This window comes from Synechococcus sp. 65AY6A5 (assembly GCF_002760415.1).
GTDB lineage: Bacteria > Cyanobacteriota > Cyanobacteriia > Thermostichales > Thermostichaceae > Thermostichus.
This window is the reverse complement of record NZ_AXUW01000002.1, coordinates 137,173-150,799: the sequence shown is the minus strand read 5'-3', so window position 1 is coordinate 150,799 and position 13,627 is coordinate 137,173. Positions and strand designations below refer to the sequence as shown.

Here is a 13,627-nt window from a genome sequence, read left to right as displayed (position 1 = left end):
CCCTGGAAACAGCCCTAATTTGAGTTCCCTGAGTTAGCTGCGCACGCGCAAGGACTGGCGATGGCAAAACCCGCAGACCAACCAACGCTCCAGTTCGGCGGCAGGGGCGGGGCAGCCACAGGCAGGGCAAGGGAACAGGTTTTGCTGAGTTTGTCTCTGTTTCACCAGTCGGGCCCAACGTTCGAAAGCGGCTTTAGCATCGGCGGGAGACGGCCGTGAGCCGGAGCGGCGAGCGGTTGCAGGCTGCTTTTGGGCTGGGGTTGCAGATGAGATGGGGTAAAACTTGCCTACCAACTCCGCATCAGGGTGGGGAGCGGACGGGCTGGATCCCTCGTGCCAAGCGCCGGGGCTGAAGCGAATGTCGCTGAGAGGAGGGTGCAGGCGGCTGTTGAGTTTCCTGAGAATGAGCTGGCGCTGCAGAGTTAAGTTTTGCGCCCAGGACGGGGTAGAGGTGGCCACCTGTAGCACCTGGCGGCGCAGGTTGAGGGGATAGGTTTGCGCTGCTACCGCCTCTCCCACCACTTCCGGCCAGAGCTGTCTTAGGAGCTGCATTTGCTTCAGTTCAGCCCAACACGGATGGCTGCCAAAGCTACCCAGTGCCTCATCTAACCGTTGCAGCATGGTGTCGCTCAGGAAACGCCATTTTGGTCTTCCAACGATTTTGCCGCTTCGCTGAGGGCGGACTGAATGGAAGCGGCATCGGGCAGGGAACGGGATCCGCCGTTTTGACTGGGGGGAGCAAATCCTTCGAGGCTGCGAATGTGAATATCTTGCTGGGGGAAGGGGATGCGGATCCCACGCCGGCGAAACTCTGCTTCGATGGCAAAGTTCAGCTCGCTGATCAAGACAAATTGATCCTGGGGCCGGTTGATCCACACCAGCAGCTCAAAGTTGAGGGAAGAGGGGCCAAAAGACTTGAGCCACACCTGCGGGGCGGGGCTGCTCAGTACCCGCGGATTTTCCTTGGCGGCGCTGAGCAGGGCTTCGGTGACCAAGGTGGTATCGGAGCCGTAGGCCACGCCCACGGGAATGTGGATGCGACAGCGGGGATCCCGGTAGCTCCAGTTCACCACCTTCGACTCGGTGAAGCGGGAGTTGGGCACGATTACAAAGATGCGATCCAAAGTGCGCAGGACGGTGGCCCGCGGGCCAATGCGCTCCACGGTGCCGAGCAGGTTGTCCACTTCCACCAGATCCCCGACTTGGATGGGGCGCTCCAGCAGGATGGCGATGTAGCTGATGTAGTTGTTGGAGAGGTTTTGCAGACCAAAACCGATCCCCAAACCCACCGCCCCGGCAATCACCGCCAGGGATCCCAAATTGAGGCCACTGAAGGGCAAGACCAAGAGGATCCCGAACAGGGTGAGGATGTACTTGAAGATGGCCGTTGTAGACTCCTGGGTGCCCAGATCCAGTCCCAGCCGGCTCAGAAACCGCTGCTTAAAGCCAACGCTGACGTAGTGGGCAACGGTGAAGACCAAAGCGGCCAGCACAAAAAAGACCAGCAAGCTGGCGATGGAGACGCTGGAATTGGGCAGCGGTTGGGTGAGGACGCCCAGCGCCGTGGCCACCACGCGCCCCAAGCCCAGGTAAAAAGCGCGCTGAAAAGGCCGCAGGGCAGGTATAAAGCTGATGCCGCGATCCAGAGAGATGCCGGCAATGAGAATTGCCCCCAGGCCTCGCAGCAGCACCCCTGCGATGTCGATCCAGCTCCCCCAGGCCGGGTCGGCCTTGAGCTCCAACCAACTTTGCAGGCGGACGAGACTGCGGTCGAACAGCCGCCAGAGAAAGAACCCCACTGCCACGGTGGCCAGCCCGGCCAGGATGGTGAGCATCAGCACGCGCGGATCCTGCGCCCGCTGCAGATCCAGCCGATCCTGCCGGTAGTCGGCAATGGCTTGCTCCAGCCGCCGCGCCCAAGTGTTGGCCACCAGACGCACGTCGTTGAGGCTCACCTGGCCCAGCGGCACCCTGCGCTCGGCGGCGGCGTCGGCATAGGTGACGGTAAACAGATACCGCTGGGTGGCCTCAAAGCGACCTCTTTCTCCCAGGCGGAGGACGTACTGGCCGTTGGCATCCTGGGCCACCCGTACCTCCGGCTCTGGCAACTGGCCTTCTTCCAAGAAGCGCTCAATGATTGCCCGCACGTTGTCGGCCCGCACATCGCTGGGGTATTCTGCCGTCTGCAGGCGAAACACCGGAATGTTCCCCACCAAGACTTCTGTGCCCTCTTGGCCGGTCAAGGGGATCCGCAGTGGGCTAGAGGTCGGGGAAGGGGATCCCTCAAGAGTTGGCGCTTCGGCAGGAGTGGGGTGGGAAAAGCCGGGATCCCGCAACTCGAGGGCTTGGGCCACCGGGATCCCAGCAGCCTTGGAGACCGGAGCGGGCAGGAGCCAGAGGCCAATCCCGGCTATCAGCCCCACCGCCAGGGCCGCTCCCTTCAGCAGGACAGAGTCTCGAATGGCTCGTTGGACCCGAACGCCCATTGTCTCGGGGATCCCTAGGATGCTGCTGTAAGCCTATGGTGGCATAAGCAAATCCCGATTTTGGCCGATCCAAGCGAGGACCTTAAGTGCTCTGATGGTGGCCCAAAAGGCGTTGGCGCAGCTTTTTAATTTGGTCTCGCAGTTGCGCAGCTTCTTCAAATTCCAGGTTTTTGGCCGCTGCTTTCATCTTCAGTTCCAGTTGGCCGATCAGCTCTGGAATCTCCGAAAGAGGGATTTCGTCTGCAACTGGAAAGGCTTTTTCCAGGTCTTGGCTGTTGAGTTTGCGGGAGATGGCCAAAAAAGACAGAATGGCGTTGCTGTTTTTCTTAATAATGGGCTTAGGAGTGATGTTGTGTTGGCGGTTGTATTGCAATTGAATCTCCCGGCGGCGCTGGGTTTCGGCGATGGCCCGGGCCATGCTGCCGGTCAGGGTGTCGGCGTACATCACCACCGTGCCACGGACATTGCGCGCTGCTCGCCCGATCATCTGAATCAGGGATCGCTCCGCCCGCAAAAATCCCTCTTTATCCGCGTCCAAAATGGCCACCAAGGAGACTTCCGGCAAATCCAACCCTTCCCGCAACAAATTGACCCCTACCAGTACGTCAAAAGCTCCTTCGCGAAAATCTTGTAAAATTTCGATCCGCTCAATTGAGCTGATCTCGGAATGCAAATAGCGAACCCGGATCCCGCGTTCTTGCAAGTATTCTGTGAGATCTTCGGCCATGCGTTTGGTGAGGGTGGTCACAATGACCCGTTCCGGGAGGCCCTGCTGCGAACGTTCCAATCGCAGGTAGATCTCTCCCAACAAATCCTCCACCTGCCCGGCTGTGGGGCGGACATGCACTTCCGGATCCACCACCCCGGTGGGCCGAATGACCTGTTCTATAACCCGACCGGTGCCCGGCACATAGAACTTCAGGGTTTTGCCGTTTTCCACCACCGTTTCAAATTGGGCTCCGCTTTGCTCCAGTTCCCAGTTGCCGGGCGTGGCGGAAACAAAGACGCATTGGTGGACTTTGGCCCAGAACTCCTCGGCTTTGAGAGGGCGGTTGTCGAGGGCGCTGGGCAGGCGAAACCCGTGATCCACCAGCACCTGCTTGCGGGCGCGATCCCCATTGTACATGCCGCGGATTTGCGGCACGGTGACGTGGGATTCGTCCACCACCAAGAGCCAATCGTTGGCCTTGAAATAATCCACTAAACAAGCAGGCGGCTCCCCTTCCTTGCGCCCCGTCAGGTGCCGAGAGTAGTTTTCGATGCCGTTGCAATAGCCCACCTCCCGCAGCATTTCCAGGTCGTAGCGGGTGCGCTGTTCTAGCCGTTGGGCTTCCAGTAGCTTGCCTTGTTTGCGAAAGAAAGCCAGTTGCTCCTCCAGCTCCTGCTCAATGTTGAGGATCGCCTGCTGCAACTGGGCTTCTGGCGTTACAAAGTGGCGAGCCGGGTAGACTCTGAGGGCGCTGAGGCTGGTCAAAATCTCACCTGTAACCGGATCAATCAGGCGAATGGCCTCGATCTCATCGCCAAAAAATTCAATGCGGATCACCCGATCTTCATACGCCGGCACAATTTCCAGCACATCGCCCTTGACGCGAAATCGCCCCCGCGCCAGCTCCAGGTCGTTGCGCTCGTACTGAATGCCGGCCAGATCCCGCAAGACCTCCCGCTGGTTGATCTCCTGGCCGACTTGGAAGGGGATGGAAGCCTTCAGGTATTCCTCCGGCATGCCCAAGCCGTAGATGCAGCTTACCGAGGCCACCACGATGACATCTCGCCGTTCAAATAGAGAGCGGGTAGCGGAGTGCCGCAACATGTCGATCTCATCGTTGATGGAAGAAGACTTGGCGATGTAAGTATCGGTGCTGGGCACATAGGCTTCCGGTTGATAATAGTCGTAATAGCTGATGAAATATTCGACGGCATTGTAGGGAAAAAGCTCTCGCAGCTCGTTACACAGTTGGGCGGCCAAGGTTTTGTTGGGAGCCATCACCAAGGTGGGCCTGCCGACTTGCTGGATAGTATGGGCAATGGTAAACGTTTTGCCGGTTCCGGTTGCCCCCAGCAGGGTTTGAAAGCGATGGCCCTCTAAAATCGACTTCACCAAGCCGGCAATCGCCTTGGGTTGATCCCCCGTGGGCTGATAGGAAGAAACCAGTTGAAACTCCGACATAAGTCTATCCGTTGATCTTTTGAGGATCCATGGTTGAGTGTTCTGGTTAAGACTTTTAATTTAGACAACTGGGCAGTTACAGCCTGCTTGGCCAGAACCTATATCGTCCCATAAGCTAAAACCTTTGTCAGTGGAGTTTCCGTCGGTGCGCTGGATCTCCTGACGAAAGAGCAAGCTGTAGTTGAATTCGGCGGCTACACCTCACAGGCTGTAAATTTGTCCATCGATTAGCAGATGGGTAATGCCTTTCTTCTGCAATTGTGGGCGTACAATCTCCAGAATGTATCCGGGAAATTGGATGACCCGGTAGGGCGGATAGGTGTTGCTGCCACGACGGCTCATCTCGGAAAAGCGCCGAGCCACCTTGTGGTTGTCGAAAATGGGCAGCGTATTGGCGTTTTCGATCCCCTCTACGGGCAGGGATCCCAGCCCCAGAAATTCCTTGAGGGGGCGGGTGGTCAGCTCTTGGTAGCGATCCACCACAACATAACAGGTCTCAGGCAGGTCGAGCTTCTCTAGGGGGAGTACTTGGATGTGATGGACGGGATCCGCCAAGGGATCTTCTGAGGGCACCGCTGCCGCGTCGTCTAAAAAATCGTCGGCATCCTCTTCTTCGTCGTCATCGTCTTCTTCGTCTTCCAGGTCGTTGTCCTCGTCGTCTTCTAGGTCTTCTTGAAGCTCGGCTACGAGCTGGGCCGGCAATTCTTCGGGGGCCAGTTCTGCCACCGTGGCCGTCCTGTCCTCAGGGATCCGCTCCCCTTCGCTGACATCGCTGAGATCGGAGGCGTCGGCAGCCCCCTGTGGGGGCAAGACCTGTTGCCCCTCCATGCCGTCCAGGGGAAGGGTGGGTTCCTCGCCCGTGTCTTTGCGGCGAGCTGCTGAGCGTTTGAGCTGGATCAGCCGCTGGTACTCGTCGGCAGCGATGTTTTCCTTGAGGACACGGGTGATGGTGGTAACGCTTACCCGAAATTGCTCGGCCAATTCGGCGGCAGTGGCTGCCGAGCCGCGGTAGGTGCTAACAATTTGCTGTTGTTCTTGTTCTGAAAGTTTGCTGCGGGCCATCGCGGTTATCCCATCCCAAAACTTGGACTCATGGGCAGGCGGCGGTTGCCCGACACAGCCGGTTGAGGCCGGCGGCCAGCGCTTCCCGCTCTAGTTCCTTGCCGATGAAGACAATTTTTGACCAACGCGGCTCATCGGGATCCCACTCCCGCTCCAAGAAGAGGGTCTGTCGTCGGCCCACCTGATGAAAGATAACCCGCTGCGGCTCGTCCGCAACCCACAGCACCCCCTTGGCGCGAAAAATCGTCTCCGGCAGATCCTGCAGCCAATCGCGGAAGGCCGCCAGATCCAGCGGTTGCTGCAGTTGAAAGCTCAGAGATTGGATCCCGTCTTCTTCCAGATGGTGACTGGGGTGAGCGTGACCTTCAGCCTCGGCAGCGGAGAGCTTGGGATCCCACAGCTCTGGGCGAAAGGCGTGCACATCCAAAATGCGGGCCAGGGGCACCTGGGCGTGGGTGGTGGGCAGACAGGGAGCGTCGGGGTTGTAGCGACGCAGATCTAACAGGATCTTCTCTTGTTCGGCTGGGGTGATCAAATCTACCTTGTTCAGGAGCAAGATGTCGGCGCTGCTGATCTGGTGGGCGGTAGTTTGGGACCGCTGGAAGTTGCGCCAGTACTCGGCCCCATCCACCAGGGTCACCATCCCATCCAGGCGCAGCTCCTCGTGGAAGGTTCTCTGTACAAACAGCTCGGCCACCTGCCTGGGATCCGCCACGCCGCTGGTCTCCACCACCAGGTAGTCCAACGCCTGGGCATGCTGAAGCAGCTCGCGAGCCGCCCGTTCGAGATCCTCCCGCACCGTGCAGCAGAGACAGCCGTTGCTGAGCTGCATCAGCCCTCCTTGGGGCATGTTGACCAGTTCGCCATCGATGGAGATCTCGCCAAACTCGTTGAGGATAACCCCGATGCGCAGCCCGTGTTCCTCCTGCAAGATGCGCTTGAGCAGCGTGGTTTTACCACTGCCCAAAAAGCCCGTCAAAATTGTAACCGGAAGCTGAGCTTTCATACATTCATTACATATCAATCACTCAAGACTCAATCGACAAGCGGCCAACAAACCCTTTTCTCAGGTTCTCTGGAGGCTCTACTAGCTTAGCTCCAGGGCCAGTTTTCCAGGATCTGGACTGAATGGCGGCGCTGCTGGGATCCCTAAGCCAGCAGGTTCGGGTGGACGAGGTGGGCATGCAATCCACCTACCCCGTCTGGGTGGGCTGCGCCGGCAGATCCGCTGGGCCGATGTCGAGCGCCTTGACCTCGCTCCACCAGCCAGGGGGGCCTGTTGACACTCCCACCGTCTAAAGGCGGGGGATTCTTACGCAGTCCACAAAAGAACCCGCAACGGCGTTGTCAAAGCGCCTCTAGACAGTTCCTTAACGCAAAGCCCCAAGGTTCTGCTGACTTTCTTAAGCAGGTTGGCGGCAGCATTTGCCTCAGCCCAGAGGGTCTCCACCCGTCGGGTTTTTCACCATAACTAGGTAGCTCATCTCCATCTAGGAAGCTTGCCTGCGAGCTGTACGCCTCCTCTACCTCAATAAACTCCATGCCATAATGCTGACATAATTGCACGATACGCTCCTTGAACCGACCTGTTGGGACGAAAACAAAGTTTTGGTTAAAACCGCATTCTTGTTTTTGTTCTTTGTTCCAACCTAAATAAGCGATAGTGCGAGAGGAAAGTCAACGGTACAATCACTACAACCATGGTGTGGGGCTAGCGGTTGTTTATCTTATTTTTTGGCCAAAGAGAAAGAAAGAGGTCTTGGTGGGAGAAGTCAGGAAGAGGTTGTTTGAGCTATGAAACTATATCAACGACCCCCATCATGGGTAAGCGACTAAAGTGGCTAGCGGGCTTTTCCGCCCCGCACTCAAGTGCGGGGCTACCAAGCTATCCTTTTGTGTACTACCTGGTCAGCGGCCCTATGTCCAGCCTTGGATGGACAGGCTGCTGGGGGTTTGCCCTGTTGCTCTTGCTCTGGATGGGATCCTGGCCTTCTGGGTTTGGATGGGGAGCTAGCTCCAGCGGGGCAAGTAGCAGGAAAAATCCTGTTTTTTAACAAACCGAAAGGGCCCGGAAAGGGATCCCCAGACCACCTGATCTGTTTCGGGATCGCGCCCCTGATCCAGGCTGTGGAAGTAGTCGGCCCCGATTTCAAACTCGCTATAGAGGTAGGTGGTTCTGCCCTTGCGCTCGACGATACAGCCCTTGCCGGGTACGCTGCGGCCCCGGTAGCAGGATCCCGTCCATTCCACCTGAACCGCGCAGCCGGGCAAAAGCTCCAGCTCTGCCGCCGCCAGGCTGGCCAGTTTTCCCAGATCTCGGCCAGCACATTTGTAGGCCTCCGGGGATCCCAGGGCGTAGTTTTGAATGCGGATCCCGTCTGGCGTCTCGAAAAGGTGGATGACCCGCTGCCGGTAGGGCTGGTCGGGGTAGATATCGTACAGTTGCTCCACGTAAAACCCTATCCCCTGAAACACCGACCACGGCAGAGGGCATTGGTAGACGTGAATGTTGGCGAACCAGACCGGCTCGGCTATAGCCTGGTGCAGATTGTTGAAATGTCCGGCCATCCAGGTGGCCAGTTGGGCCAGTTGCGGCGAAACCGACATAGCGCAAGTGACATACTCCCGTCTCTCACCCTAAAGCGCTCTGCGCCGCTGACGCGAACGGGTAGAGAGCAGGCTTCTCGCTTCGAAGGACTCCGTTCCGCTAGCGCGAACGGGGAGCTATTGCAAGAACCCTCTGCAAGCAGCCACGGAATGCCCTATCGCAGGGCTGTACCAGATTCCGGCAACGCCGTTTTGTACAGCCAATCTGATTTTACGATATTTTTTGCGGGGGTGGCTGTATCCCGACCCTGACTGCCCCCCAGTCGGATATAGGGGGGTACAGGGCGGGGCTTATCCACCCCCGCACCCCCAGAAGCGTAAGCGTGCAAGCCTATTATCCGGGACGGCAGGCCCGCTTGCCAAAACCAGCTCTAGGGATCCAGTTTGGCCGACAGGCTAGAGTAGAGAAGCTCGATCCCCTCCGCTTGGGATCCGATTTGCCTTTCAATGGATTTGCGAACGGCGCTATGTCTGCCCCACCCCTTCCCCTGCTTGGGCAATCCCTAGCTGCCTTGAAAGACTGGGCGGTTGAGCAAGGGCAGCCGGCCTACCGCGGCCAACAACTGCACACCTGGCTCTACCACAAAGGGATCCGCTCCCTGCAGGAGGTGACGGTCTTTCCCAAGGCCTGGCGCGAGGCGCTGCAAGAGTATCCCGTGGGGCGCTCCCAGGTGGTGCAGCGGATAGAATCCCGCGATGGCACGGTCAAGTTTTTGCTGCAGTTGGCGGATGGGGAGTTGATCGAGACGGTGGGGATCCCGACCGCCAGGCGGCTGACCGTCTGCGTCTCCTCCCAGGTGGGCTGCCCCATGGCCTGCAACTTCTGCGCCACCGGCAAGATGGGCTACCGGCGCAACCTCAAGCTGCACGAAATTCTGGATCAGGTGTTAACGGTGCAGGAGGACTTTGGCCGCCGCGTCAGCCATGTGGTCTTCATGGGCATGGGCGAGCCCCTGCTCAACCGCGACACCGTGGTGCAGGCCATTCGCAGCCTCAATCAGGATATTGGCATCGGCCAGCGGCACATCACCCTCTCGACAGTGGGCGTGCCCCGGCAGATCCCCTGGCTGGCCCAGCAAAAGCTGCAGATTACCTTGGCCGTCAGCCTGCATGCCCCCAACCAGGAGCTGCGGCAACAGCTGATCCCTTCCGCAGCCCACTACCCCCTGGACGCCCTTATTCAAGATTGCCGCGACTACATGCTCTGCAGCGGGCGGCGGATTAGCTTTGAGTATACGCTGCTGGCCGGGGTCAACGACCTGCCCATCCATGCCCGCCAACTGGCCCACCTGCTGCGCCAGGCCAGCCAGGCGGGGGCACGCCTGCACGTCAACCTAATCCCATACAACCCCATTGCCGAGGCCAACTATCAGCGCCCTCACCCAGCGCGGGTGGCGGAGTTCGTCCGCCTGCTAGAGGAACACCACGTCCAGGCCAGCGTGCGCCAGACCCGTGGCCTAGATGGCAACGCTGCTTGCGGTCAGCTGCGGGGATCCTTTTTGCGCGCTTCCCCTGAGCCGGCCCCTGGCCGTTCCTAGGCGCTGCCGGCTCTAGAGAGGTCTTTTGCCGCCGCCGGAGCGGGATCTGGGCTTTGGGGGAGCCAAACGCGGAAATGGGTCCATCCTTCCAGGCTGCTGACGGAGATCCGGCCCCCCATGTGCTCCACCAGTTGCTTGACCAGGGACAGCCCCAGGCCGGTGCCGCCGTGCTCCCAGCGATCCGCCTTCGGGATCCGATAGAACTTTTCAAAGATGCGGGGCAGCTCCGCCTCTGGGATCTCGCTGCTGTTGCTACAGACGAAGAGGATCCCTTCTCCTTCCTGGGCCACCCGCAGGTGGATGGATCCCTCGGGGGCGGTGTACTTGATGGCATTGTGCAGCAGCTCGCGCAAAATGCGGCCCAGAGCCGTGGGATCCGCCTCAAGGGGTGGGATCCCCTCTTCCAGGTGCAGTTGCAGGTTTTGCTGTTTGCTCTGTGCCAGGGGCTGAGCTGCCGCCACCAGATCCCGCAAATAGCGCGGCAGGAAGATCTCTTCCGGCTGGAGCAGATACTTCTCGGCTGCCAGCCGCTGCATGTCCAGCAGGTCGTTGATCAGCTCAATTTGTCGGTTACACTCCTTGAGGGCAATGGCGAAATAGTGCTGCTGTTTCTCGGAGTTATTGTGGGCTATTTGCAACATTTGCAGGGCCATGCGCACATTGGCCATGGGGGTGCGCAGCTCGTGGGAGACGGTGCTCAAAAAATCGTCCTTGAGCAGGTTGAGCCGCTCCAATTCCTTCACCTGGGCCTGGGCCGCCTCATACAGACGGGCCTGCCGCAGGGCCAGAGCACACAAGTTGGCCACCTGGTAGGCCAGTTGCCTTTCGGCTTCCGAAAACTCCTGCTGTCGCTCCACCAGCAACACCCCCAGCCGCTCTTGCTTGTCCCAAAGGGAGCAGGCCAAAAGCTGCACCCAGTGCCCGCCTTTTTCCTTTTGACAACAGCAGTGGACTTCCCAGGGCTGCTCGAGAAAAGTATGGGAGTGCAGCAGGTGCACCAGCTCAGGGTCGTTGAGATAGACGGGATCCGCCTCCTCCGGAAACGAGCAAGCCGGGATCCAGCCTGACCCCCCGGCGCCGGTCAAGAGAATGTGGCAGCCGCTTAGGTGGAGGGCTTCGGCCAGGCTCTTGACCACCTCTTCCAGGATCTCCCCCTCGTTGAGGCTGGCCACCATCTGGCCGCTGAGGGAGCGCAGCACCGCCTCAAAGCACAAAGCCTGCTGCAGCTTAGCGGTGCGCAGCGCCACTTGCGCTTCCAGCTCGCGGTTGAGGGCTTCTAGCTGCTGTTGGGCCCGCTTTTGCTCGGTGATCTCCCGCCCCACCGCCAGGATCTCCACCAATTGGCCTTGGCTGTCGAAAATGCCCTGATCCACCCAGCTCACCCAGCGGGACTGGCCACTTTCGCCGGGGTACTCCCGCTCGCTGCGGTAGAAAGGACGTTCAGGCGTAAGAGCCGCAAGAGACTGCAGCACCGCCTCCCGTTCTTGCGGCGGCAGAGAGTCCACCCAGCGCCTGCCTATTGTTTCTTCTGCCGAACAACCAAAAAAGCGCAGGTAGGCAGGGTTGACATAGGTAATGCGGCTATCGGGCAAAGAGCGACAGATCAGCTCCGTCTGCTGCTCCACCACAGCGCGGTACTGCTGCTGCTGTTGCCAGAGGCGATCCAACAGCGCCTGTTGGCTGGCCGCCGCCTGTTGCCAAGCCTTGGCCAGGGTCTGCACCTCCCAGATGGGGCCGGGATCCACAGGGGGCCAGGCCGGGATCCCAGTTTGCACAAATTGCTCCGCTATTTGGGTCAGGCGGCGCAGCGGGCGAGAGAGGGCTTCACTGAGGAGGATCCCAGCTCCCAGAAAGCCCAGCAGCAGCCCCCCGCCCAAGAGGGCCGCCTGCTGAGTGCTGCGATAGACAGGGGCGAGAAGGATCTCCTCCGGGATCCCCTGTACGAAATAGAAACTCAGCCCCCCTTCATCCTGAATGGCCGTCACCTGTGCCAGATAACGGATCCTGTCCACCCTAAGGCGCAGCAGATCTTGCGAGGCCGCCGTCTCCCAGGATCCCACCTGCGCTTGCACAGCCAGCAGCAGCGGGTGGGGGGAGAGCTCCTCCGTGCCGGCCACCACCTGGCCCTCTTCATCCAGCAACCAGCTCACCCCCGGATACCCCAAGCTGACCTGCAGATCTTCCAGAAAAGCCTGCAGTTGCTGAGCCGAGAGAGCAGCCACCAGGCTGCCGTAAACCCCGCCCTCCCCATCCGCCAAGGGCAGCGCCGTCAGGACCAGCCGCTCCGGCCTTTGATGGGGAGACTCGACAAAAAAGTTGCTCACCACCCAGGTACGGCGGGCCCCTTCCTGTTGCAGGACTGCGGGAAACCAAGACAGCCGCCGCAGATCCACAAAGCCCAATTGCCGCGTCAAGCCGGTGGGATCCCCGCTTTCCGGATCCCGTTGGCGGCCTTGGACGGATCCCGGCTTCAGGCCCGGCGTGTGGTAAGTCCAGATCGAGCCATCGGCGTGGCGGCGGGCCGTGATAAACCCCCCCTGCTCAGAGACAAAGCCGACATAGCTCAGCTCGGGAAACTGCTGCAACTGGCGGGCAAAATACGCTTCCAAGACTTCCAGATCGGGAGGCTGAGGAGCGGCCAGATTGGGCAACAGCCCCCAGCGCACCGCTCCCTCAGTGAGGGCATTGACCTGCAGGGGGGCCTGCAGATACCGGTGTAGGTTCTCCTCGGCTCGGTGGTTAACCTCACGCTTCAGGTGCTCGGCCAACTGCAGCGCCATCTGCCGCCCGGCTCGCCAGGAGAGGTAGCTCACCCCGCCCGCCCCCCCGGCCACCGCCAACAGCAGCGGCAACAGCAGCGCCACCTGCAAAGGGATCGACCGAGAAGCCAGGGAGGGCAAGCGCATCCGGGAAGCAATCGAGGAAAATAGCATGGGATCCCTAGGCTTGAGGAGGTTCTAGCGCTCGCTGCACAGCGCCGAGGACAACTTCGGCACCCATGGCCAACAGCGCCACCGGGATCGCCCCCACCAGCAGGATGGCGGTGTCGTAGAGGGCAAACCCCAGCGTGATAAAGCTGCCCAGCCCGCCCGCCCCGATAAAGGCCGCCAACGTGGCGCTGGCAACCACCTCGATAGTAGCGGTTTTAACGCCGGCCAAGATTACCGGCAACGCCAAAGGGATCTCCACATAGCGCAGCACCTGGGCAGGGGTCATGCCCATGCCCAAGGCGGCTTCGCGTAGGGCCGGATCCAGGCTGCGGAAGGCCACGTCGGTGCTGATTAAAATGGGGGGCAAGGCCAAGATCGTCAGGGCAATGGCCGCCGAGCGGAAGCCAAGGCCAAAGTAGGGAATGGCCAAAAACAAAATCGCCAAGCTGGGGATCACCCGCAAGCTGCTAAAAGCATTGATCACCACCAGAGAAACCACCTGCGAGCGGGAGCTGCCAAAACCCAGCGGCAGACCCACCAGCAACGCGATCCCCAGCGGCACCGCCACCAGTTGCAGGTGTTGGAGGAAAGCTTGAAGTAGCAGGTCGCTGTTGCTTTGAGCATAGTCCAAGGAGCGGGCCAGGAGGCTCATCGAGAGCATGACTCTAGTCAATGATATGCTGGACTATACTGAAAATAATGTACAATATGTTCAGTATGGCTGCTTGGTATGGCTAGGTATGTAAAACCGAGAGAAGCGGCGGATTATTTTGGGGTGTGTCTCCACACCTTGAGGCGATGGGAACAGAAGGGCTGGATCAATGCAACACGTAC

The 13,627-nt window shown here is 59.7% G+C and carries 11 protein-coding genes and 1 pseudogene; 4 read left to right on the top strand and 8 right to left on the bottom strand.

The genetic code is table 11. The features are described 5' to 3' along the window. Window positions 1–33: 33 nt before the first annotated feature. The 5 genes from SYN65AY6A5_RS12455 to SYN65AY6A5_RS12435 all read right to left on the bottom strand — a co-directional run bounded on the left by SYN65AY6A5_RS12455 (window position 34) and on the right by SYN65AY6A5_RS12435 (window position 6,724). Entirely contained in the window at window positions 34–621 is a 588-nt protein-coding gene (locus tag SYN65AY6A5_RS12455) for a DciA family protein (protein WP_011431354.1), read from the bottom strand. A gap of 8 nt (window positions 622–629) precedes the next feature. Next, window positions 630–2,486, bottom strand: coding sequence for a mechanosensitive ion channel domain-containing protein (locus SYN65AY6A5_RS12450; RefSeq protein WP_099812764.1), 1,857 nt, complete (start codon window positions 2,484–2,486; stop codon window positions 630–632). 82 nt (window positions 2,487–2,568) lie between these two features. Next, window positions 2,569–4,656 (bottom strand): excinuclease ABC subunit UvrB, encoded by a 2,088-nt coding sequence (gene uvrB / locus SYN65AY6A5_RS12445; protein ID WP_011431356.1) that lies wholly within the window; start codon window positions 4,654–4,656, stop codon window positions 2,569–2,571. Window positions 4,657–4,857: 201 nt separating this feature from the next. Continuing rightward, a complete protein-coding gene (locus SYN65AY6A5_RS12440) occupies window positions 4,858–5,718 on the bottom strand; it encodes a hypothetical protein (RefSeq protein WP_011431357.1) in 861 nt (286 codons plus the stop codon). A 28-nt stretch (window positions 5,719–5,746) separates the two neighbouring features. After that, complete coding sequence (locus SYN65AY6A5_RS12435; protein ID WP_011431358.1) at window positions 5,747–6,724, bottom strand: GTP-binding protein; 978 nt, start codon at window positions 6,722–6,724, stop codon at window positions 5,747–5,749. Between the two features lie 122 nt (window positions 6,725–6,846). Here SYN65AY6A5_RS12435 and SYN65AY6A5_RS14085 point away from each other — a divergent pair, with 122 nt between their 5' ends. Together SYN65AY6A5_RS14085 and SYN65AY6A5_RS12425 are read left to right on the top strand one after the other, a co-directional pair. Next, window positions 6,847–7,017, top strand: coding sequence for a hypothetical protein (locus tag SYN65AY6A5_RS14085; RefSeq protein WP_011431359.1), 171 nt, complete (start codon window positions 6,847–6,849; stop codon window positions 7,015–7,017). A 364-nt stretch (window positions 7,018–7,381) separates the two neighbouring features. Continuing rightward, window positions 7,382–7,513: pseudogene (locus SYN65AY6A5_RS12425) on the top strand (IS200/IS605 family transposase); the annotation flags it as partial. A 215-nt stretch (window positions 7,514–7,728) separates the two neighbouring features. Here the strand turns inward: SYN65AY6A5_RS12425 and SYN65AY6A5_RS12420 are convergent. Beyond that, complete coding sequence (locus SYN65AY6A5_RS12420; protein WP_011431360.1) at window positions 7,729–8,325, bottom strand: chromophore lyase CpcT/CpeT; 597 nt, start codon at window positions 8,323–8,325, stop codon at window positions 7,729–7,731. Window positions 8,326–8,792: 467 nt separating this feature from the next. Here SYN65AY6A5_RS12420 and rlmN point away from each other — a divergent pair, with 467 nt between their 5' ends. Continuing rightward, the gene (gene rlmN, locus SYN65AY6A5_RS12415) at window positions 8,793–9,863 is read left to right on the top strand and encodes a 23S rRNA (adenine(2503)-C(2))-methyltransferase RlmN (RefSeq protein ID WP_099836005.1); all 1,071 of its coding nucleotides are present in this window, start codon (window positions 8,793–8,795) and stop codon (window positions 9,861–9,863) included. Here the strand turns inward: rlmN and SYN65AY6A5_RS12410 are convergent. Together SYN65AY6A5_RS12410 and SYN65AY6A5_RS12405 are read right to left on the bottom strand one after the other, a co-directional pair. Next, entirely contained in the window at window positions 9,860–12,796 is a 2,937-nt protein-coding gene (locus tag SYN65AY6A5_RS12410; protein WP_099812763.1) for an ATP-binding protein, read from the bottom strand. The two genes, rlmN and SYN65AY6A5_RS12410, sit on opposite strands and share 4 nt — an antisense overlap. Before the next feature lie 7 nt (window positions 12,797–12,803). Beyond that, complete coding sequence (locus SYN65AY6A5_RS12405; protein WP_011431363.1) at window positions 12,804–13,445, bottom strand: ABC transporter permease; 642 nt, start codon at window positions 13,443–13,445, stop codon at window positions 12,804–12,806. Window positions 13,446–13,523: 78 nt separating this feature from the next. Here SYN65AY6A5_RS12405 and SYN65AY6A5_RS12400 point away from each other — a divergent pair. Continuing rightward, window positions 13,524–13,627: MerR family transcriptional regulator (locus SYN65AY6A5_RS12400; protein ID WP_346426191.1), on the top strand; the 104-nt coding region annotated here is incomplete at its 3' end.

Bases quoted from the DNA above. Each gene is read 5' to 3' on its own strand.
- SYN65AY6A5_RS12455 (WP_011431354.1), bottom strand. From the start codon at position 621: ATGCTGCAACGGTTAGATGAGGCACTGGGTAGCTTTGGCAGCCATCCG.
- SYN65AY6A5_RS12450 (WP_099812764.1), bottom strand. From the start codon at position 2,486: ATGGGCGTTCGGGTCCAACGAGCCATTCGAGACTCTGTCCTGCTGAAG.
- uvrB (WP_011431356.1), bottom strand. From the start codon at position 4,656: ATGTCGGAGTTTCAACTGGTTTCTTCCTATCAGCCCACGGGGGATCAA.
- SYN65AY6A5_RS12440 (WP_011431357.1), bottom strand. From the start codon at position 5,718: ATGGCCCGCAGCAAACTTTCAGAACAAGAACAACAGCAAATTGTTAGC.
- SYN65AY6A5_RS12435 (WP_011431358.1), bottom strand. From the start codon at position 6,724: ATGAAAGCTCAGCTTCCGGTTACAATTTTGACGGGCTTTTTGGGCAGT.
- SYN65AY6A5_RS14085 (WP_011431359.1), top strand. From the start codon at position 6,847: ATGGCGGCGCTGCTGGGATCCCTAAGCCAGCAGGTTCGGGTGGACGAG.
- SYN65AY6A5_RS12420 (WP_011431360.1), bottom strand. From the start codon at position 8,325: ATGTCGGTTTCGCCGCAACTGGCCCAACTGGCCACCTGGATGGCCGGA.
- rlmN (WP_099836005.1), top strand. From the start codon at position 8,793: ATGTCTGCCCCACCCCTTCCCCTGCTTGGGCAATCCCTAGCTGCCTTG.
- SYN65AY6A5_RS12410 (WP_099812763.1), bottom strand. From the start codon at position 12,796: ATGCTATTTTCCTCGATTGCTTCCCGGATGCGCTTGCCCTCCCTGGCT.
- SYN65AY6A5_RS12405 (WP_011431363.1), bottom strand. From the start codon at position 13,445: ATGAGCCTCCTGGCCCGCTCCTTGGACTATGCTCAAAGCAACAGCGAC.